This is a genomic window from Halomonas sp. 3F2F, from assembly GCF_014897805.1.
Lineage (GTDB): Bacteria > Pseudomonadota > Gammaproteobacteria > Pseudomonadales > Halomonadaceae > Vreelandella.
The window spans coordinates 1-22,372 of record NZ_JABUZE010000175.1 but is presented as its reverse complement, the minus strand read 5'-3'; the positions used below and the strand labels follow the sequence as shown (position 1 = coordinate 22,372).

16 protein-coding genes are annotated in these 22,372 nt (G+C 52.5%); 6 read left to right on the top strand and 10 right to left on the bottom strand.

What is annotated here, in order from left to right:
- Positions 1–3,962 (top strand): ExeM/NucH family extracellular endonuclease (locus INT21_RS17510; protein WP_226930687.1); only part of this gene is annotated, 3,962 nt, incomplete at its 5' end.
- Between the two features lie 158 nt (positions 3,963–4,120).
- A complete protein-coding gene (locus tag INT21_RS17505) occupies positions 4,121–5,557 on the top strand; it encodes a phosphomannomutase (protein ID WP_226930686.1) in 1,437 nt (478 codons plus the stop codon).
- 105 nt (positions 5,558–5,662) lie between these two features.
- On the opposite strand, the gene glyA is transcribed toward INT21_RS17505, so the two are convergent.
- From glyA to INT21_RS17485, 4 genes are all read right to left on the bottom strand, one after another.
- Positions 5,663–6,928 (bottom strand): serine hydroxymethyltransferase, encoded by a 1,266-nt coding sequence (glyA, locus tag INT21_RS17500; protein WP_089037385.1) that lies wholly within the window; start codon positions 6,926–6,928, stop codon positions 5,663–5,665.
- 156 nt (positions 6,929–7,084) lie between these two features.
- Positions 7,085–8,476: a hypothetical protein gene (locus tag INT21_RS17495; protein ID WP_193060330.1), complete on the bottom strand. Its 1,392-nt coding sequence runs from the start codon at positions 8,474–8,476 to the stop codon at positions 7,085–7,087.
- 51 nt (positions 8,477–8,527) lie between these two features.
- Positions 8,528–11,092: an ABC transporter permease gene (locus tag INT21_RS17490; RefSeq protein ID WP_193060331.1), complete on the bottom strand. Its 2,565-nt coding sequence runs from the start codon at positions 11,090–11,092 to the stop codon at positions 8,528–8,530.
- The gene (locus INT21_RS17485; RefSeq protein WP_226912702.1) at positions 11,085–11,936 is read right to left on the bottom strand and encodes an ABC transporter ATP-binding protein; all 852 of its coding nucleotides are present in this window, start codon (positions 11,934–11,936) and stop codon (positions 11,085–11,087) included. The genes INT21_RS17490 and INT21_RS17485 overlap by 8 nt, the downstream gene beginning before the upstream one ends.
- Here INT21_RS17485 and INT21_RS17480 point away from each other — a divergent pair.
- Entirely contained in the window at positions 11,935–12,606 is a 672-nt protein-coding gene (locus INT21_RS17480; RefSeq protein ID WP_193060332.1) for an arylesterase, read from the top strand. The genes INT21_RS17485 and INT21_RS17480 overlap by 2 nt on opposite strands.
- 317 nt (positions 12,607–12,923) lie before the next feature.
- Here the strand turns inward: INT21_RS17480 and INT21_RS17475 are convergent, their stop codons facing one another.
- Together INT21_RS17475 and INT21_RS17470 are read right to left on the bottom strand one after the other, a co-directional pair.
- Positions 12,924–13,799 (bottom strand): DMT family transporter, encoded by an 876-nt coding sequence (locus INT21_RS17475; protein WP_193060333.1) that lies wholly within the window; start codon positions 13,797–13,799, stop codon positions 12,924–12,926.
- Positions 13,796–14,065, bottom strand: a complete 270-nt coding sequence (locus INT21_RS17470; RefSeq protein WP_193060334.1) for a SelT/SelW/SelH family protein — start codon at positions 14,063–14,065, stop codon at positions 13,796–13,798. Before INT21_RS17470 ends, INT21_RS17475 begins: the two co-directional genes overlap by 4 nt.
- A 381-nt stretch (positions 14,066–14,446) precedes the next feature.
- Between INT21_RS17470 and INT21_RS17465 the strand changes: the two genes are divergently transcribed.
- Together INT21_RS17465 and INT21_RS17460 are read left to right on the top strand one after the other, a co-directional pair.
- Positions 14,447–14,884: a PAS domain S-box protein gene (locus INT21_RS17465; RefSeq protein WP_193060335.1), complete on the top strand. Its 438-nt coding sequence runs from the start codon at positions 14,447–14,449 to the stop codon at positions 14,882–14,884.
- Positions 14,885–15,038: 154 nt separating this feature from the next.
- Positions 15,039–15,251: a PA3496 family putative envelope integrity protein gene (locus INT21_RS17460; protein WP_089039365.1), complete on the top strand. Its 213-nt coding sequence runs from the start codon at positions 15,039–15,041 to the stop codon at positions 15,249–15,251.
- Positions 15,252–15,799: 548 nt separating this feature from the next.
- Here the strand turns inward: INT21_RS17460 and INT21_RS17455 are convergent.
- Positions 15,800–17,179, bottom strand: a complete 1,380-nt coding sequence (locus INT21_RS17455; protein WP_193068350.1) for a DEAD/DEAH box helicase — start codon at positions 17,177–17,179, stop codon at positions 15,800–15,802.
- The gene (locus INT21_RS17450; RefSeq protein WP_146779533.1) at positions 17,176–17,787 is read right to left on the bottom strand and encodes a hypothetical protein; all 612 of its coding nucleotides are present in this window, start codon (positions 17,785–17,787) and stop codon (positions 17,176–17,178) included. The genes INT21_RS17455 and INT21_RS17450 overlap by 4 nt, the downstream gene beginning before the upstream one ends.
- Before the next feature lie 97 nt (positions 17,788–17,884).
- On the opposite strand from INT21_RS17450, the gene INT21_RS17445 reads away from it, so the two are divergent.
- Positions 17,885–18,157 (top strand): helix-turn-helix domain-containing protein, encoded by a 273-nt coding sequence (locus INT21_RS17445; RefSeq protein WP_193068351.1) that lies wholly within the window; start codon positions 17,885–17,887, stop codon positions 18,155–18,157.
- Between the two features lie 201 nt (positions 18,158–18,358).
- Here the strand turns inward: INT21_RS17445 and INT21_RS17440 are convergent, their stop codons facing one another.
- Both INT21_RS17440 and rpoC read right to left on the bottom strand, forming a co-directional pair.
- On the bottom strand, positions 18,359–18,586 hold the full coding sequence (locus INT21_RS17440) for a hypothetical protein (RefSeq protein ID WP_113269876.1): 228 nt from the start codon (positions 18,584–18,586) through the stop codon (positions 18,359–18,361).
- Positions 18,587–18,951: 365 nt separating this feature from the next.
- Positions 18,952–22,372 (bottom strand): DNA-directed RNA polymerase subunit beta' (rpoC, locus tag INT21_RS17435; RefSeq protein ID WP_193085540.1); only part of this gene is annotated, 3,421 nt, incomplete at its 5' end.

The window sequence follows — 22,372 nt, the reverse complement described above, 5'->3', positions numbered from 1 at the left end:
CAGCAGAACCTGAAGAGCCAGCAGAACCTGAAGAGCCAGCAGAACCTGAAGAGCCCAGTCAGCCTGAGCCAAGCAACCCAAACTTCAACCTGGGAGAGCGCTACCACACGGGCACTTCTGACGCTTCAGCAGCGATTGCCGTGGGTGAGGGTCTAATGCTGGTGGCGGATGACGAAGATCAAGTGTTACGCCTCTATGAGCGCGACACTGATGGTGCCCCTCTGGCGGAAATTAACCTGAATACTGCCCTGGGCTTGAATGACACCCAGGAGGTGGACTTGGAAGCGGTGGCGACTTATCAAGGCACCCACTACTGGCTAGGCTCCCACGAGAGCAGCCAGCGCTCGATGATCTTCGCCACTCAAGTGACCGGTGATAATGCTGAGAATTTGAGCATTGAGGTGACGGGCCAGTTTACCGATTTAGCCAGCCAGCTTAGCGACTGGGATGCCAAAAATGGCCATGGGCTCGGTGAAAATGCGCTGAGCCTCTCGTTAGGGGTTAATATTGAAGGCGCTGTGTTTATCGGTGATTCCCTTCACCTTGGCCTCCGCTCGCCGTTGGATGATGGCTTCGCACAATTAGTGCCCGTTGAAAATGTGATTGACCTCGTTTCTGGTGAGGCTAACGAAGCTTCTTTTGGCGATCCCCTTCGTTTAGACCTGGATGGCCGCGCGGTGCGTTCTATTGAACCTGCTGGCGATGAAGGCTACCTGATACTAGCGGGCCCGGTTAATGATGATGACGACGTTGGTTTTGGTCTTTATCTATGGGATGGCGATTATGCCGTTCGTGAAATAGACGGCCCGGATCTCAATACCCTACCGGACGCACTAACGGCGAAGCCGGAATCACTTTTCGATGTTTCCATCACCGAGTCGGGCGTTACTGCGAGCGTGCTGTTTGATAGCGGTACGGTGGATTGGTTAGAGGATGGTCAAGAGTCTAAGGATCTGCCCGCCGAACAGCAGCGCTTTGTGAGCACAGGCATTGAATTCAACCTGCCTGATTTCGCACCTCAACCCGGTGACATTGCGATTACTGCGCTCAGTGGTAGCGAAAAATCCTTTCAGTTCGTCGCATTGAAAGGTATCAGCGGAGGTGCGGAAATTACCTTTACTGACTCAGGCTGGGCAGGCGATGGCTTCCGCGCCAGCGAAGGCGCCGTTAAGTGGACGGCGCCTGAAGGCGGCGTACCGGCAGGCACGGTTGTTACTTATACCGCAGACTCTTCGCAGTTCACGCCTGCTAATAGCAGCAACGTAGGTAATAACGGGTTCAACCTTTCGGTCGGCGGTGACCAAGTACTTGTTTTCGTCGGCGAGGCAAGCGACCCAACGTTTATCTACGCAGCCCAAACAAACAGCGATGCGTGGCAAGACACTGCAGACTCCTCTAATAACTCTTCCCTGCCGCCTGGCCTTGAAGAGGGTATCACCGCGGTTGCCATTGGCAGCGTACGCAATGCCGCCTTTACCGGCAATGGCTTCGGCACGGCGGAGGAGCTATTAAGCGCCATTGGTAACCCAGAGAACTGGTCATTTGAGTACGCTGAACTACCCACCAATGCCACCACTGACTTTCATGTAGGCACGATGAAAGCTCCTTATGTACCGGGCGAGCTCGATATTGGTTTAGCCATCACTGAGATATGGTCGGGCCAAAGCGGCTTTGACGTCACCGCCGATTGGTTTGAAGTAACCAACCGCTCGTCTGAAGCGCTTGATTTCAGCGATATGCCGCTTTACTACGATGATGACAGCGCCGATCCCGTAGATGCGATTGAAATTAAGGGGCTAAGCTCGCTAGCTCCTGGGGAATCAGCGATTGTCATGGTCGATGGCGACGCCCAGTCAGTCGCGGAATTCCGTTCAGCGTGGAGCAACCTGGATAATATCGATGCCTTAAAAATCGGTTATGCCGAGAATGCTTCTGGCCTGGGTGGTGGTGGCGATGCGGTAACGCTGTGGCAAGGTGACCCACGTGTTAATGGCAACCAAGTGGCAATGGAAGCCTACCCAGATACCGACGGGTTTGACGCCGCTTCTTGGGATGTGGATTTAGGCAAATTCACCACCACTGATACCGAGGGAGCAATTAGCTCTGACGCACTAGGCGGTGATGCTAGTGATGTAGCCGCCGTAGCGTCTCCGGGCCTTGCTAATGAACCCCAGGTAGATATCACGCTGATTTCTGCCGTACAGGGTAACTCGAACACCAGCACTTTAGCGGGTGAGAACGTTACCCTTGAAGCCATCGTCACCATGGTAGCGCCTGGCTTGGATGGCTTCTTCCTGCAAGAGGAAGATAACGATAACGACAATAATGCCGAGACGTCAGAAGGTATTTTTGTGTACGCAGGTAGCGGTAGTAGCGATTGGCTGGAACAACTCACTGCCGGCGATCAAATTCGTATTAGCGGTGAGGTCTCAGAGTATTTCGATAAAACGCAGTTAACCGCCGAGCGCGGCAGCCTTGAGGTACTGGCAAACGATATTCCTCTGCCTGAAAGCCAGCGAATCGTTATGCCGTTTACCGACAAACAAGGTCTGGAAGCCTTTGAAGGTATGCGAGTCGCCATAGAAGCACTGGACGGTGAGCCATTGGTGGTCACCGAACTTTACGAGCTTGGCCGTTACGGCGAAGTCACGCTTTCGTCCGGTGGCCGTTTAGAGCAGTTCACTGAAGTCAACGAGCCTGATGTAGAAGGCTATAACGCGTGGCTTGAAGATGCAGAGTCGCGCACCATCAAAATCGATGACGCGAACTCGACACAAAACGCTGATCCAATTATTTATGGTCGTAACGGTGAGGAGCTTTCTGGCACTAACCCGCTGCGCGGTGGCGACGAGCTTCAGACACTCGAAGGCGTGCTTGATTACAACTTCGAAGAGTGGAAAGTTCAAAACGTCGAAGGTCTGGACTTTACCGGCGCGGAGCGTCCGGCGACACCTGATACGGATGCCCTGGGTGAGGCCGATATTACGGCGGCCTCTTTCAATGTATTGAACTACTTCACGACGCTGAATGAAAACGGCAATAAAACAGAGACCTTAAATGGCACCCTGCATAATCCTCGCGGGGCCAATAATGCCGAAGAGTTTGCCCGCCAGGAAGCCAAAATCGTTGAGGCGATTAATACCAGCGGTGCCGATGTGGTGGGGCTGATGGAAATCGAGAATAACGGCTATGGTGACGATAGCGCCATCGCAGCGTTGGTTGATGCACTGAATGCAGATGTGCAGGATAAAAACATTCAGGATGTCACTTGGGCTTACAGCGTCCCCGAAGATGAGAATGGCAACACCACTAGCCCTGGGGATGACGCCATTGCCGTTGGGGTCATCTACAACAGTCAGGCGGTGACACCTACGGGCGCTGCAGTCACTAAAACCGATGGGGCTTTCGCCACTGCAAACCGCGCACCAGTGATGCAAACCTTCGAAGATAATAAAGGTGAAACCTTTTCGGTGGTGGTTAATCACTTCAAATCCAAAGGCAGTGTCGTCAATGGTGAAGACGCTATCGGCGACGGACAGGCCAACAACAACCCCACACGGGTCGAGGCCGCGGAGGAATTGCTTGAATGGCTATCCACCCAGCCCACCGGTAGCAATGACAGCGATGTGCTGATTCTCGGCGACTTGAATGCTTATGCCATGGAAGACCCCATCACAACCCTGAAAAATGCTGGCTATGACCTGCTTGATGATGATTACAGCTACGTCTTTGATGGTTTCTGGGGTTCATTGGACCATGCGTTAGCCAGTGAAACGCTCGCAACACAGGTCACGGGCACCACGACCTGGCACATTAATGCGGATGAGGCATCTGCTTTGGACTACAACACCGACTTCACCAGCGACCGTCAGGATGACAACCTATACGCCGATGATGCGTTCCGTAGCTCAGACCATGACCCTATCTTAGTAGGTCTGAATTTAGGCCTCGCTGAAGCTTAATAAAAAGGACTGACATTTGCTGATGGCCTCCGCTTGCGGGGGCCTTTTTTGTCTTGGCAACTTGCTATTACAACTGCCCACTTCAATAGCCAAAGCACCCCGTAGCGCTTCACGCCTAGGGTGTTAAACTCATGGCAGGCACTTTCTCCAGGAGATACATGTTGAGCTCAGTACGTTCCACGACCGCGATTATTGATGACAGCGGCATTGCTTTTGGTACCAGCGGCGCGCGAGGGCTGGTTGAACAGTTTACCGATGAAGTATGTGCGGCCTTTACCGTGGCGTTTATTAGCGCCATGCGCACATCCTTTCCAGTGGAGCGCATTGCGTTAGGCATGGATCGCCGCCCCAGCAGCCCCGCGATGGCAGCCGCCTGCACTAGCGCTGCCCATGCGCTGGGAGTGGAGGTGGATGACTATGGCGTATTGCCAACGCCCGCGCTGGCGCTAAAAGCGATGGCGGATGGCATACCCTGCATTATGATTACCGGCAGTCATATCCCGTTTGACCGGAACGGCATCAAGTTTTATCGCCCCGATGGCGAGATCACCAAAGCTGATGAAATTGCCATTCTTAATGCCGAGGCAGCAATACCTCCCCTCGCTGCATCAGCGCGCGGCGAGGTCTCTGAAGCAGCAAACAAGGCATACTCCCGACGCTTCACAGCATGGTTTCCAGGTGAACCATTGAAAGGTTGGCGGGTAGGCTTATACCAGCACTCCGCTGCAGGCCGTGATTTAAGCGCGCATATTTTGAGCGAGTTAGGTGCGGATGTGGTGGTGTTGGGCCGCAGCGAGGCCTTCGTTCCCGTAGATACCGAAGCCGTTAGCGACGAGGATCAGGCTCAAGGTCGTGCCTGGGCAAGCCAGCACCAGTTACAAGCCCTGTTGTCTACTGATGGTGACGGTGATCGCCCATTGCTGGGGGATGAAACGGGGACATGGCAGCGTGGTGATATCGTCGGGTTACTCTGCGCCCAGGCATTGGGAATCGAAGCCCTGGCCGTGCCGGTAAGCTGCAATACGGCAATAGAAGCCTGCGGTGCCTTCCAGCTAGTTGAGCGCACGCGTATCGGTTCACCGTATGTATTGGACAGTATGGCTGAACTCAATAAGCGGTTTGCGCGAGTGGCTGGGTTTGAGGCCAACGGCGGCTTTCTATTGGGAAGCAGTCTGGAAAGCGATGGCCGTCAGTTAGCCGCACTACCCACCCGTGATGCGCTACTACCTGCTTTTACGTTAATGGTGATGGCCGCCCAGCGTGGGGTTAACCTTTCGCAGTTAATCGCTGATTTACCTGCTCGCTATACGGCAAGCGATAGACTCAAAGATTTCGCCACAGAGAAAAGCCATGCGTTGCTGGCCGAGTGGCAAACCTCGCCTGAGCTGATGCAGCAAACGTTAGGGCTTCAGTCTCGCATTTCAGCGGTGAATAGTATCGATGGCCTAAGAGCCACGCTTGAAAATGGCGATATTGTGCATCTTCGCCCCTCTGGCAATGCGCCGGAGCTGCGCTGCTATAGCGAATCAGCTTCGCAAGCAGACGCAGCGGCACTGGTAAAACAGAGCTTGGCCGCTCTCGAAAAGCTGAACTAAGGACCTTATTCTTAAAAAGAACGGAGCATTAACAAAGAACGGGCGACCCGAATGGGCCGCCCGTTCTTTGGGCTATCCTTAGCCAAGGAGCATTGTTACAAGCGCTTATTTATAAACCGGAAGCCGCGCACAAACCTCGGCCACTTTATCCAGCACTTGGGCTTCGATTGAACTGGTGTCCTCACCTTTAGCAAGTACATCTAAGATGTCACAAATCCAACCGGCCAATGTACTACACTCTTGCTCACTGAACCCGCGCGTGGTCACCGCCGGGGTGCCAATACGCAAACCAGAGGTCACGAATGGGCTTTGCGGATCGTTAGGCACCGCATTTTTGTTCACAGTAATGTGAGCGCGGCCCAGGGCGGCGTCTGCATCTTTACCAGTCACACCCTGCTTGATCAAAGACAGCAGGAACAGGTGATCTTCGGTACCACCAGAAACGATATCGTAACCGCGATCGATAAACACCTTGGCCATCGCCTGGGCGTTTTTGACCACCTGCTGCTGGTAAGCTTTGAATTCAGGCGCCATGGCTTCTTTGAAGCAGATCGCCTTGGCAGCAATAACATGCATCAACGGGCCGCCCTGACCACCAGGGAAGACAGCTGACTGCAGCTTTTTCTCGATATCCGCATCGTTTTCAGCGGAGAGAATAACGCCGCTGCGTGGGCCACGCAGGGTTTTGTGCGTGGTAGATGTGACGACGTGAGCATGGGGCAGCGGGCTTGGGTAAATGCCTGCAGCAACCAAGCCAGAGACGTGCGCCATATCAACCAACAAGTAGGCACCTACTTCATCAGCGATCTCACGGAACTTAGCCCAATCGACAATTTGCGAGTAGGCAGAGAAACCAGCAATGATCATTTTGGGCTTGTGCTCGCGAGCAAGCTGAGCCACCTGATCGTAATCAATCAAGCCCTGTTCGTTCAGCCCATACTGGATAGCATTGTAGTGCTTGCCAGAGAAGTTAGGCTTGGCACCATGGGTTAAGTGACCACCGGCATCCAGGCTCATCCCCAAGATGGTGTCACCCGGCGTTACCAGCGCTTGGAAAACCGCGCTGTTGGCCTGTGAACCAGAGTGAGGCTGAACATTCACGTAGGTCGCGCCGAACAGCTGTTTGGCGTAGTCGATCGCAAGATTTTCAGCGATATCAACAAATTCACAGCCGCCGTAGTAGCGCTTACCTGGATAGCCTTCGGCGTATTTATTGGTCAGCTGGCTGCCTTGCGCTTCCAGTACGCGGGGGCTGGCGTAGTTTTCAGAAGCAATCAATTCAATGTGAGCTTCCTGGCGTGCAACTTCTTTTTGCATCGCGTCAAATAGCACATCATCGAATCCGGCAATTGTCATATCGCGGCTGAACATCGGCGGGAACCTCGTTACAAAAGGATCATCATGGGGAAACTAGGCCGCTATCATAACGCAGCCTGACGCGACTTTCATCGCATCCGCGTCAGGTCGTGCATGAGCGTATTTCATGTTGCAGTCGTCATCAAAAAACTGACTAACTGGTCAACCGCGCTACTTTAGCTCATAGGTGAACGTAAACCGCTCAGTACTCGCCATCGGGTTCATCATGAATTGGTTAAAAGTAAACGGATTGGGCAATGCGACATTGACCGTTAAGGCTTGGGAATGGCCAGCCATAATGTCGACCATCCCGGTCATTAATTTGGTTATTTGCGAGCCTAACATAGGCTCAAGCTGACGAGCCTGCCCCACCGCCATAGAGATTGCTTGCGCTTCGGTAATATTCTCGTGCGCGGCGATCTCGGTAGTTAATCGCGGCAGCAACCCTTCATCGGTATAAGCCACAACGACCTCACCACCATGCAACGTGGCTGATTCAAACAACGCAGGGTTTTGCATTGCCTGCTCAATGGAAACGCTTTTTGGCAAACTGATCGGCAAATCAAGGCTGTATTCAATTCCTGCAGCACTACTCAAGCGCACATAGCCATCAGCGATCAAGCGGTCGGTTTCCCCCCCTTCCTCCCAGCGGGAATGACTGCGCCCTTCAGCCTGTAACTGACCACTTCCCCCTGTGAGTATTTTGTTGAAGGTTTCGAACTCTTGTCGTTGCTCGAGTGGCAATAAAGGCAGCAGTCCCCCAATATCAAAAAATGCGCCTTCGAAGCCTGCATCGCCCACATAGGAATTGCCTTCTACCCAGGCGCTATCCAACGCTACGCGCCAACCATCTCCGGACAGATCCATGCCATTCAACGCGGCATGTTCCACGCTCTCTTCCCCAGGCGTATCAATTCCGGTTAGCTGCTCAATGCGCAAATTAGCGAGCGCAAGAACCGAACTAATCCCACTTTCCAAGTCATTAAAATCGGCACTGACGCCCTGCATATCGAACAAGCCAATAGCGCTACTGCTGACCTCTTCAAGCGTCAGCGTTTCAATGTGCAACTGCCCCTCAAGCGGGGGAGAGTCTAGCTCACTAAAAAACTCATCCGCTGCCTCACCCTGTAGGTTTAGCGTGATGTCACGCGCATTCAGCGCCTTCCATACCATGCCTGGCGCACTCATTTCATCAATCGACGGCACGGCTTGCACTGCGTTAGGCAGTTCAATGGAGGCGACGCTGAAAAAAGGCAGCGAGCTGCCAGCCTCGCTAACGGCCATACCATCAATAACTACGTTATCAGGACGATGATAGTCGCCTTCAACGAGATAGCGTTCGATAGTAAACACGTCGCCATTGGCATAAGTGATAGCAATGTCTTCAGCAATAACAGCCTCAGACTGCTCATACACTTGGGCAACTGTGAATGCGCTCGCTTCATTGCCAAGCCGCTCGCGAAGCTCCGCTTCAAGTTGCTGAGGCGACGCATTCACCGCACCGGAAAGTAGCAGCAACGAAACCCCAGCCGTCAGCTGGCGATGACCTAAAGACACGGGCATGTCATGACCTCCTTGTGAGAAGCGCTAAGCATAGCACTTGGCAACGTGCTGTTAAGCTTCTCCAAGCAACCCCAAACTCGCCGCAGGCGCTTGACGCCGCAGGCTATAAGAAAGGGCATGTCCGATAATGCCAATCAGTAATGCGCCCCCTAAGGGCAGAACTAACCATAAGCTCACATGTAGGCGCGGTGTTAAATCAAGCCAATAGAGATAAAGCGCGGCAGTGGCAAACTCTGCAAGGAAGGCCCCCATCAAACCGCTGGCAAAACCGAGCAGCGCATATTCAGCACCTTGTACCCGTGAAATCATTCGGTTACCTGCACCAAATACACGCAGCAAGCCGCTCTCATGGGCGCGTACCGGCCGGCTAGCCGTCAGTGCTGCATAAAGCACACTAACGCCAGCCATCAGAACCAGAATAAGCACTAGCTCCACTGCTCGGGTGACCTGGGTAAGCACCTCGCGCACTTGGCCTAAGATGGCATCCACGTTGAGCAGTGAGACACCTGGAAAATCATTGACTAATTGTCGGATTAAGCTCTGTTCTTGCTCTGGCAAGTGAAACGCGGTGATAAAACTATGGCCAAACGATTCAAGCACGCCCGGTGGAAAAATAACGAAGAAATTTGGGTTAAAGCTATCCCAGTTAAGGCTGCGCAGGCTCTCAATACGGGTAGTGATGGTATCACCGCCGACGGAGAACGTTAGCTCGTCGCCTAACCCAAGGCCAAGGCGCTCTGCTAGTCCATCTTCCACCGAGATGGGCACAACGTTAGCAGCTTCCTGAGGCGTGGCCTCCACCTCACTCATCCACCCCTGTGGCTCACGCGGTTGTGAAAACCACTCTCCGGCGACGACCTGATTACCTTCGGGCAGCTCTGATTGCCAGGTAAGATTCAGTTCACGGCGCAGCGAGTTATCACCTCTGGCATCAGGCGGAACGGCTTCTATCGGCGGCTGACCGTTAATAGCACTGATTCTTCCGCGCACCATTGGGTACAGCGTGCTTTGGGTCTCCACCCGCGGAGCAACCGCCTCTTCGAAGGCATCTCGCTCACTGGGCTGAATATTGATAGCAAAGTAGTTAGGGGTATTCGCCGGCAACTGATCTTGCCAGGTGGACAATAAATCCCCCCGCACCAGTACGATCATCGCCATCGCAAAAAACGTGACCGAAAACGCCAGCAGTTGCCCAAGCCCTGCCTGCTTTCGGCGGGCCAGCTGCCTGCCGCCCAACCGAAACGCTTGGCCCCACTCACTTCCACCGGAAAGCCGTTGAACAGCTTTCAACAGGCCGTTTAGCAACAGCGTGCTAGCCATCCATAGAAGCCCTAACAGGGCCGCACCGCCAATGAGTAAAGCCAGTGCAAGCGAAAAACTGCCTGAGTAAAGCCACAACAGGCCACCAAACACTAGACTCGCCACTCCCACTACTAACCAAGCAGACGGTGGTAGTGGGTCAAGCTCACGACGCAACACTTTCAGCGCACTAACACGCTTAATGCGTAACAGTGTGGGGCCAGCAAAACCAACCAGTACCGCAAGTGCAGTAAAAATGCCCAGCCAGAGCGGCATAATGCCGGGGGGTGGTAAAGTCATAGGCAGAAAACTTGTTAACAGCCACAGCAGCACAGCCTGACCAATAAGCCCTAACAGCGCTCCAATAATTGCGGCCATCAGTGCGAGTCCCATTAGTTGCAGGGTAAAAATAGTCACCAGTTGATATTGACTAGCGCCGAAGCAGCGCAGCAACGCCGCGGTGTCTAGATGGCGTTCAACGTAACGACGAGTCGACATAGCCACCGCGACGCCCGCTAATAATACCGCCGCCAATCCGGCAAGCCCAAGATAACTCTCAGCGCGTTGAAGCGCGTTGCCTAACTGAGGACGGTCAACACGTACATCACGTACGTCTACCCCATTACGTTTTAGTTCGGCCAGCAAGCCCTGTACTTGCTCCAGTGCTGTAGGAGGCCCAGCAGCAAGCAGTTCAAACTCGAGCCGTGACCCTAACTGCACCAATCCTGTTGCTTCCAAGTCGGCGGTATTGAGCATTAAACGAGGATTGAAATTACTAAAACCAGCCGACTGATCCGCCTCGCGCTCGATAATCCCACTAACAAGAAGTTCTGTTTGGCCTACTTGAACACGGTCGCCTATCGCAATGTCAATCAGTTGCGCTAACCGCGGGTCTGCCCAGGCTTCCCCAGGCAGCGGACCTGATGCAATCTGCTCAACCCCGTTGCCACGATCCACATGGGAAACGCCATAGTGAGGATAGACTTCATCCACCGCTTTCAAGCTAGCTGGCTGGAAGCGCTCACCACGACTAATCATTGACACCAGATCAACCTGATCACTCAGCGTAAAACCCGCTTGCTCTAGCGTGGTGCGTAGCTCCTCAGAGAATGGCTCGCGCTGCTCAAGAACTAAGTCGCCACCCAGCATCTGACCTGCTTGGCGCTCTAACCCACGTTCCAGGCGATCTAAAAAAAAGGCGATCATGGTAGAAGCGGCAACTGCCAACACCAGCGCGACAAACAGCGCGCGAACATCAGCGGCACGTAGGTCACGCTTCAAACTACGTGCCGCAAGCCGCCAGTTTATATCACTCATCGCCACCCCCGCTGGCAGCAGCGGTTGGCTCGAACGGCATCAACTGCCCGTTAGCCAGGCGCAAACACCGGTCGCAGCGGCGGGCAAGTGCGTGGTCGTGGGTCACTAAAATTAGCGTCGTGCCCGCTTCACGGTTCAGCGTGAAAAGCAGGTCAATAATCTGTGCGCCCGTATCGGGATCAAGGTTACCTGTTGGTTCGTCGGCAAAGACTAGCTCAGGGTCGGTAACGAATGCGCGAGCAATGGCAACGCGCTGCTGCTCGCCTCCCGAAAGCTGTTTAGGCAGATGCTCTGTGCGCTCACCCAGTCCGACTCGCTCAAGCCATTGAGCCGCTGCCTGAGTTTCTCCCGCTCTGGGAGACAACTCCAACGGCAGTAGCACATTTTCTAATGCACTTAACGTCGGTAGTAGCTGAAAGTTTTGGAATACAAAACCGACTCTTCCGGCACGCAACGCTGCACGCCCATCTTCATCCATTCGGCTCAGCGGCTGGCCAAATAGCGTGAGCTCACCATCACTGGGCGTATCCAACCCAGCCAATAACCCTAGCAGGGTCGACTTACCAGCACCGCTTTTACCAAGAATGGCAACACTTTCTCCCGCGGCCACGCTGAGCGAAAGGTCGTGTAAGATAGTTAGCGAACGCTCTCCGCTCCTCACCTGTTTAGATAGTTTCTCAGCATGCAGGACTGGCTGGTGAGCTTGCTTGTGAGGAACATTACTAGCGGTGATGGTGTCGGTGGTGGGCTGATGCGAAGAGGCAGCATCGGTTGGCAAATTAGCGGTTGGGTCCAAGTGGGCTTTTGGATCCAAATTGGCTTGTGGATCAGAGGAGTAAGACATGAAGCATGGCATCCCTATAGCGAGGCAAAGACTGAACCGCATGGTAACCGGAGGGTTGCTGGCACTGATAGTCATCTTTAGCGCACCAGCACTCAGCGCCGACCAACGCCCAACACTTTTAGTCATGGGCGATAGTCTTAGTGCCGCCTATGGTATAGAGCAAGAAATGGGTTGGGTAACGTTATTGGCTGAGCGGCTAGATAGTGAAGCCCAGGTTATCAATGTCAGTATCAGCGGTGAAACGACGTCCGGTGGTGCACAACGATTAGCTAACATTATCGGACAACGACAGCCTGATATCGTTCTGTTAGAGCTTGGCGGCAACGATGGATTACGCGGCCTTCCGCCTGCTCAAATGCGTTCTAATCTAGCTGGCATGATTGAACAAAGCCAACAGGCAGGTGCTGACGTACTGCTTCTCGGCATTGATATTCCGCCCAACTATGGCCAAGCCTACCGTGATGCCTTTACCGGTGTTTTTCATTCGTTAGCTGATGAGTATGACGTACCTCTCGTGCCCTTCTTGTTGGAAGACGTAGCGCTTAACGAGCAACTGATGCAAGATGACGGCATTCACCCCACCGCAGCAGCTCAACCCATTATTTTAGACAACGTTTGGCCAGCACTTGAACCTCTGCTCGATAGCGTGTTTCAAGCATCCGCCAAATGAGACAACGACAGTTCCTTTTTATCGTTTAACGCTAGCGCTTCTAAGCCACTAATCTTAAAGAGGCTCTGAGAAAAACCCTAACATCAGCGATAATGCGGCCATTGTCTTGCATAGATTTCAGTACTGTCATGGATCAGATCACCTTCTCCGAAGCTGAGTACCAGAACAAAAAGCGAAAGGCTCGTTATCGTGGGCTGGCCAAAAACACTCGGTACCTGCACTTGCTAGCAGCGTCGTTCAACAACCTGCTAATCAAATCAGTGAGAAATATCTGTGGGAATAGGGCTATTCCGCCCCCCCCCCTTAAGCTCCAAGAGCTAGGCTTTCGAAGATTGCAGCTGCTGCAGCGCTAGCCCTGAAAGGATCAGCATCAACCCTACCAACGTGGATGCCAACAATGGCTCATTGACAACCAGATAGAGCAGTAGCAGCGAAATAGGCGGCGAAAGAAATATCAGATTAGACACCTTGGCCGTACGCGAGACCTTGCGAACCGCCATCTGCCAAAGAATAAAAGCGACCCCCATTTCGAAAAGACCCACGTAGACACCCGCGCCTAAAGCTTGCCAGCCATGCCAACTGAACCCTGGCCCGACAATTAATAGCAGCGTTAAAACAGGCAAGCCGACGCTGAAGTTCTGCCATTGTGCGACCAAGGGCGCTCTTTCATCCCGTGCGTTGAGCAACCAGTAGAGCGCCCATAACAGCGTCGACACAAGTGCAAACACGACTCCAAGGGGGTCTGCGAAATCTACATTGAAAACATTACCGCGGGTTGCTATCACCCAGACCCCCGCGTAGGCAATGAGCCCCGCGACCACATCCACTCGCGTGAGCCGTTGCCCTAAGATCGGTACCGCCAGAAGCGCCATTGCCAGCGCCCAAGTATAGTTGAGTGCCATTGCCTCTTGCCCAGGCAGCCTATCGTAAGCGGCAAACAGCACTAGATAGTAGGCAACAGGATTCATCAACCCAGCCCATGCAGCGGTTCGCCAGCCATGGCGAAGGGCTTCTGTTAAATGCCCTTGCTTCACTACCAACACAAACATGAATGCCCAAGATACAAGGGCCGCGAGCCACATCAACTCTAGCGGACTCATCCAGGCAAGAGCGACCTTAAAAGCCGTAGCAACTGTCGACCATAGCGCCACCGCTCCAAGACCATACAGTATCGCTTGACGATCTTGGTTCATCGGTCGATATGCCCCAAATCCCGGGCTGGCTCGACCTTATCCCGCACGCGCTGCTTTAGGACCTTGATATCTGGAAAGCCACCATCGCGCTTTCTTTCCCATAGCAACGCCTCGTCGCACCATATCTCAAAGGTGCCACCATGAGAGGGAGACAAGGCAACCTCTGCAAGACTTTCGCCAAAGGTTGAAAGCAGCTCTTGGGCATACCAAGCACTGCGTAACAACCACTGGCACTGCGTGCAGTAACGTATTTGAATGCGTGACATACAGAGGTTCCTAAACGTTTTAATGTGGCATCCTTGTTTCTCATTCTGTCACCTTACATTAGCAACTGCCAAGGGAACGCAATGACCAAGGTAGGCGGGATAATTGGTGGATTGGCCAAATGGCCTGGTAGCGCTCCGCTGCTATTCTGCTTGCTGGGACAGCATTCGGTGCCATGTTATCAGCCCAACGATTACCTGAGGCAGAATAGCGCTGTCGATTGCAATGCATCACAACGCTCGCCATGATGGTAGGTAATTAGCGGTGATTAGCTGGGTTTTTGCTATTCTACCTTTATTAAGCAATATGAAATGCCGCTTAGCTCCGCGTTGATGGACAGCGCATAGCTTCGGAAGAACGAGAGCAGCAACAGGAACCCATTGATGAAACGATCTCCTTTGATCAGCCCTGTGTTACTCGAACGCATTATTGACGCCTCCGAGGATGGCATCGTCGTTGCAGAGCAAGAAGGCGATGAAAACATTCTGATTTACGTCAACCAAGGCTTCGAACGTCTCACCGGCTACAGTGCAGATGAAATTCTTTATCGCGACTGCCGTTTTTTACAAAATGAAGACCGTGACCAAGATGCACTGGTCTCTATCCGGGAAGCGCTGAAAGAGGGTCGCCCTTCTCGTGAAGTGCTGCGTAATTATCGCAAAGACGGCACTATGTTCTGGAACGAGCTCTCTATTACACCCGTTTATGACGAAGCTGATAACTTGATGTACTACATCGGCGTACAGAAAGATGTGACGGAACGCGTAGAAGCACAGCAAGCATTGGCAGCCATTCAAAAGCGCCAAGAGCTAGCAGAATAAACAAAAAGTAGCCTCAGGGGCTTGAACTTCAACCTAAGTGGCGGTATATAGCGGCTAAGCGCATAAAAGCGCCAGGCGCTTCTTGTTTCATCTATCGATTGAAAGAAGAAGCCGTTGTGATGCCGGTGCGCCGGCTTGGGTTGGAGGGCATACTATGAGCCGTGACCCCTTAAATCGTGAATCTTATGCCAGTGATGCAATCGATGCAGATGAGTTCGATAACTTAGACGCTGTTAACGATGACCACTACGGCAAAAGCAAACCCAGCAAAGCAGATACGCTTCGCGCCCGCCGCCAAGTAGAAGCATGGCTCGAGGAGCGCCGTTTGCAGCGCGCTATTGAAGATGATTGGGATGAAGAGGAATAACCTGATCGCCTCAACCGCTTTCATTGATTGGCAGCTTAGTTACGACGTCTAGTGACTCACGCACTAAGCCTTCACTAAGCTGCTGATCAACGCATACACAAGACTTATCTTCTACGCTTCTGGCCTTTACCTGCGCTGAGCACTATCATCTTAGCCCTATGCCAGCACACAGCTGCGACTCTTTTCTCCAACAACCTAACGGATTTCCATGGCGCAATACTCAGATCTATCCCATAAATTTTTCGTTAACTTTGATGGGTGGGTGGGTTGGAGAGCCCCAAAACAAGGAGCCTAAGTCATCGCTTGGAAAAAAATCCCGCTCAATTTCTGTAGAAAACTGGCACTTTAGTTAAATTTTAAGTTTATGAGACGAATTTAGGCTTCAAAACTTAACTTTTTAGTCACGCCATAAACTGCCGGTGCGGCGGTCAGTCGATACACACAAGGGTATTTTCATTCGCATGGAATGGGAGCGCTTCCGCTTGTTTGAGGCTGCTCTGTCAATGCTCATTGCGCTAGGTGGAACTGGTATATGAGGGTAGATGTGGCTATATCAGCGACAAGAGGTACTGCCGGTAGTATTGAGAAAAGCTCAGCGTCAGTAATGAAGCCTCATTAACTTGCAGCTCGCTCTTTCCATTCTGCTCTTTAACGGAAAGGGGTTTACCTTCACTTTCTTTTGCGCCTTCGGTATCGCCATTGGCACTTTCAGCGTGGGATTGGGTCGGACGGCCATTAAGCTTTTTTGCCTGCAGCGTGGATTGATCCTCGGGAAGATCATTCGCGATTCTTTGCGAGTATTTACGCAGGGTAGGTTCAGCGATCACGTATAGCCACGCCTCTCTGTCATCAGTACCCATCTTTCTTAAGATGCGACCAAGAACCTGCCTGTAGTGAAGCTCGGTACGAATGCGACTGAGGTAACAGCAAACTGAAAGACGCTGTATATCTGTGCCTTCAGAAATCATGCTAACCGCTACAATCCAGCAGGTGTTGTCATGCCGAAACCGGTCGATTAGTTGCTGAGCCCGAGGTGTTTTACTGGTGACCACAACATAGCTTTGATGCTTAGCATTCAGTATTCCAGCAATTTGGTGGGCATGCTCAATATCCGTTGCCACCACTAGCCCCCCAGCTTGAGGGGTCTTTCGTCGGGTTTCATTCAGCTGCTGAATACCTATTTCCAGCACAGCATTGAGGATGTCGTCATGGCGCAACAAGTCTTCGTAGCTAACGGGTGACTCACTGAGTAGTTGAGAGAAGCATGAAAACCCTCGAACAGACTCAGTGTTTTCTTTTTCCTCGACGAGCCTGATTAAAGGGTTATCGATCAGCGTAATCCGTGGGGCTCTGCAAACGCCCTCGTTCACAGCACTTTGTAGGTCATAACGATAGTCACAGATCAGCTGCCCTTCTGGATCAGAGTACCGTGCCAACGCGATAGGAAGGTCATCAGAACGCCAAGGGGTTCCAGACAAGCCGAGGGTATAAGTAGCTTGATCCTGGATATTCCGAATAATCTGCTGCCCCCATGTGTTACTAAGGAGAGGATCATGACCTGCGCAGTGATGAATTTCGTCGAAGATAGCTAATACGCGGAATTTTTTAAAAATATCCCAAAATTCTTCCTGTTGGTATTCCATGGACTGGTAAGTATAAGCGGCTCCTGCGGATGCAATGACGTTTCCAAAACGCTGATCTAAAACAGCCGAAAACGTGCGCTGCATACCTGCAACCACTTCCCGCGTAGGGGCAAAGCAGATAACGAAGTCGATAAGCTGTTCTTCGAGCAACCACTTGGCCAATTCGGCAGCAAAACGCGTTTTTCCGCTACCCGGGGTTGCCTGAACGAAATAATCACGGTGGCTCTGATAGTGTGCTTTGGCCTTGTCTAAACAGTCCGCTTGCCACTTCCGCAATACAATCATGAGCCACTGAGGCGGCTTATAGCCTTTTCTAAAGCACTGACATGGCCTAAAAGACGTGAGCTACGCTCGTGAGCACTGCGGTAGTCAATTGAAAGGCAATTATTAAGCTCCGGATGGTCCCTCATAAGCTGCTGGAAGGCCTCCACTTCCCCTAAAGCTTCCAAAAACCGGCTTTGCGCCTCACTTAACTTTTTTTCCAATACCGTGTAGCTATCGGCAGGCGCCTTTACTGCTTGTCTGTTCTCTTCGATATTTGACTGGCTCGCACCATTGATGAATGGCTCATTCGGTGTTTGAGGATGAGTACGTTGTAGCCATGAAGCAAAGTCATCTTCATCAGTCTCAAGATCAGCTTCTATCAACATAGAGCTTACATGGTACTTCTGACCGCGGCTCTTTACCTCACTGTCCTTCTCTACAAATTGGGCCTTAATTAACTTTCTTACGCGCTCATAAATAAAGCGACGCAGTGGCGCTTTATGAAATGGATTTACGTCGTATTGCTCAATGTACTGATCCCGAAGGCTTTGAACGCAGAATGTTACATTTTCTGGTTTCAGTAAGAGTTCAATGATTCGCCTATCTATGCTCGGGAGGTTACGGGACATGGGTATGGGCATCAAAGGAGTGAAAATACGGATTATAAGCCGTGGCTTGATAGGCCGCAACGCTCGATAGTCCTGCCTCATGACCAATGAGGCAGATATGGAAGAGCTGGCAGTCGCTATCGGAAAAAACATTAGGGAAAAGCGCCGAGCGAATGGCCTCTCTCAGGATCGCTTTGCATTAGTAGCAGGCATTGATCGTAGCTATATGGGGAAGATAGAGCATGGTGAGGTGAGCATCACCTTAGAGAAGCTATACAGGATTGCAGAAGCGTTGCATTGCGAGCCGATATCCCTGCTCCCTAAGATGTCTTCCATCCGCTTACAAACCCCTCGTAAGACTAATAAAGCCGGACTTAACGAAGGCCGATAACCGCTTCTGCGATGAGAAGAGGCGACTCAATGGCAGTTTGAGGTGGCGTTTTTGCTAGGGGTCTGCATCGTTCGTAACGATACACAAGAAGTCTCCGAGCCACCTACTTCCGCTAGTACAGCGCAATTTTCGTATTGATTGCCGTTATTAGCAGCATTGAGGGTAAAGCCGACTTTTCGAAATGCTTCTTTATCGTGATTTTCAGAATTCATCTTCATTAATTAATCGAAATACCATTCGCTTGGCATGGCTAAGGTCACTCTTAGGTAGCACGTGCCAATCGTACGCTTCGCTCCCCGGCACCATTTCCTGCCCCACTGCACAGCGATCTCGCTCGTAGCGAAATCTTGTGCCGGCAAGTGATTGCCACTCGACAACATTGTCACCGCTAAAAACCGGTTTGAGATCACTTATTTTTCGTATGCCCATCGCAGGAAGCCACCTAAAATAACTGGGGCTTTAATAACCTATTTTCTTAAGCAACGCCAATGCCATTCGTATGCGGATAGCAAAATGCAGCTGTCGGCCAAGAGCGGTCTTTTAGCACGTGTGCATATAAGTCCAACCATCTTTTTCAGCGTATCAGTCGCTTCGATGGCGCTCTCTAGGTGAACGTCAAACATGTTGGCAATCAATTACTGGGGCATAAGCGGCTCGCTGTTCGACAAGCGATCCAGGCTTAGCAACAGGCGACACAACTGCTCATCACAGGCTGTGATGTCGACTGTGAGATCTGGGCATGCAGCGCTTTGGTGTAACGCAGCAGTAGACTCACCAACCCGGGCATAACACACTCAGAGTTCATCATCAGAATCCAGCGCGGTCAGCATAGCACTCAGTTCCTGTTCGACTTCTGAAGCTGAAGGATTGAGCAGGCACTCAACATCTTCGCGCTTGCGACGACGCTCTGCGTGGTGAGTCAGACCGGTACCTGCCGGAATCAGACGCCCAACCACCACGTTCTCTTTCAGGCCACGCAGATAATCGCGCTTGCCGGTCACCGCTGCTTCGGTCAGTACGCGTGTCGTTTCCTGGAACGACGCCGCCGAAATGAACGATTCAGTGGCCAAGCTGGCCTTGGTGATACCCAGCAGCAAGCGTTGATACTTGGCTGGGAACTTACCGTCTTTCTCAAGCCGTGCGTTCTGCTCAAGTACACGCACGAGCTCTGCCTGATCGCCGGTGATGAAGTCAGAGTCACCAGAATCAGTGATCTCTACCTTACGCAGCATCTGACGCACGATAACTTCGATGTGCTTATCATTGATGCCTACACCTTGTAGACGATAAACGTCCTGTACTTCGGCAGTGATGTATTTGGCCAGTTCCGCGACACCCAGCAGACGCAGGATATCGTGGGGGTTGCTCGGGCCATCCGAAATGACTTCACCCTTCTCAACCGCTTCACCTTCGAAGACGGCGATTTGACGCCATTTCGGGATCAGCGCTTCAAACGGATCGCCAGACTCCGGTGTGATCGTCAAACGACGCTTCCCTTTGGTCTCTTTACCGAAGCTCACCACACCGCTGATTTCCGCCAGAATGGCAGACTCTTTCGGCTTACGGGCTTCAAACAGGTCGGCAACCCGCGGCAGACCAACGGTGATGTCCTTGTTACCGGATGCCTCTACCGGAATACGTGCAACCACTTCACCCACGCCGATGGTCGCGCCATCCTCCACGGAGATGATCGAGTTACCTGGCAGTAGGTACTGAACCGGCGTGTTGGAACCGGATACAGAGACGTACTCACCAGCGGCGTCTTTCAACATCACCATCGGGCGCTTGTCACGACCTGCCATCGGGCGTGCGGCCGATTCGACGACTTCGATAGAGGATAGTCCGGTCATCTCATCGACGCTACGGTGCATGGTGACACCCTCGTCGAGATCGATGAACTGCGCCTTACCTTCTACTTCCGCAATGATCGGGTGCGTGTGCGGATCCCACTTAGCCACTACCGCACCGGCATCAACCACGTCTCCGTCACGTACGGAAAGCTCAGCACCGTAAGGCAGCTTGTAGTACTCACGCTCACGGCCATGGTCATCGGCAACCGCCAAGGCGCTTGAACGAGACACAACAACCAGCTTGCCATCGGCACGCTCTACATGCTTGATGTTATGCAGGCGTACTTTACCGCCGTGCTTCACCTGAATATCAAAAACAGGCTGCTTAACCTGCAAAAAACTTGAACGCTTTTTACTATCTAATACGGATTGTATTCCCAGCTCGCCTATCGACTGAGCGGCAATAACACCGATCGCTTCACCGATGTTGACCTGATGGCCATGGGCAAGGTCACGACCGTAACAGGAGGAACATACGCCGTGAGCCGTATCACAGGTGATGGTCGAACGAACGATAATTTCGTCCACACCCATGGTATCCAGCGATGCACACCATTTCTCATCAAGCAGTGTATTACGCGGGATCAGTACCTCTTCGGTGCTCGGGTCAACCACGTCCTGCGCAACCACACGGCCTAGTACACGCTGAGACAGCGGTACGATGATGTCACCACCCTCGATGATCGGGTGCAGCGTCAGACCATTTTCGGTGCCACAGTCGGTCTCGGTGATCACCAAGTCCTGTGCCACATCGACCAGACGACGGGTCAGGTAACCGGCATTGGCCGTTTTCAGCGCTATGTCAGCTAGGCCTTTACGCGCACCGTGGGTCGAGATGAAGTACTGCAGTACGTTCAGACCTTCACGGAAGTTCGCCACGATTGGCATTTCAATAATCGAGCCATCCGGCTTAGCCATCAGGCCACGCATACCCGACAGCTGGCGAATCTGGGCGGCGCTAACACGGGCACCAGAGTCGGCCATGATAAAGACGCTGTTGAACGAGTCTTGCTCAACTTCGTTGCCTTCACGATCAATGACGGTCTCTTTAGAGATACCCACCATCATCGCCTTGGCAACTTTATCGTTGGCCTTGGACCAGATATCGATAACCTTGTTGTACTTCTCGCCAGCGGTTACTAGGCCAGAAGAGAACTGGTCTTCGATCTCTTTAACTTCCGCTTCTGCAGCGTCGACGATCTCGGTTTTCGCATCGGGAATAACGAAATCGTTAACACCGATAGAGGCACCCGACCACGTTGCTAAGCGGAAACCGGTATACATCAGCTGGTCAGCGAAGATGACGGTCGGCTTCAGGCCGGCACGACGATACACTTCGTTGATCAGACTGGAGATCGCCTTCTTCTTCATCGGCTGGTCGATCAGCTCAAACGGCACGCCTTCCGGCAGAATGCGGAACAGCAGCGCACGACCGACGGTGGTGTCGTAAATACGGCGGTGGAAACTGCGCTCGCCGGTCTCTTCTTCAATATCGATCTCATCTAGACGCACTTTGACTCGGGCGTGCAGCGACACAGACTGCGTACCAAACGCGCGCTCTACCTCATTGAGGTCAGAGAACACCATGCCTTCGCCTTTGGCGTTGATCTTTTCGCGGGTCATGTAGTAAAGACCCAGAACAACGTCTTGCGACGGTACGATGATCGGCTCGCCGTTAGCCGGCGACAGCACGTTGTTGGTGGCCATCATCAGCGCACGGGCTTCAAGCTGGGCTTCCAGGGTCAGCGGTACGTGTACCGCCATCTGGTCACCGTCAAAGTCGGCGTTGTAGGCGGCACATACCAGCGGGTGCAGCTGGATCGCTTTACCTTCGATCAACAGCGGCTCAAACGCCTGGATACCCAAACGGTGCAGCGTCGGTGCGCGGTTAAGCAGTACCGGGTGCTCGCGAACGACGTCGGCCAGAATCTCCCACACTTCCGGCAGCTCGTACTCAACCATCTTCTTGGCAGCCTTTGCGGTAAAAGCTAGACCGCGGGACAGCAGTTGGGAATATACGAACGGCTTAAACAGCTCAAGCGCCATTTTCTTGGGCAAACCACACTGGTGTAGACGCAGGGTCGGGCCAACGGTAATAACCGAATGAGCAGAGTAGTCAACACGCTTGCCTAACAGGTTTTGACGGAAACGACCCTGCTTGCCAGAAATAATGTCTGAAAGCGATTTAAGGGGTCTAACGCCTGAACTTTCATCACGGTTTCCTTCAGGCTGATTGGTAATTGGATCAGTAAGGGCCCCATTATCCAAAAGAGCGTCAACACTCTTTTGGAGTGTTTTTTTTGCATTTCTAACTATTATATCGTAAGCGCCCATAAATCGGCACCTACAGCCACGCCCTGAAATT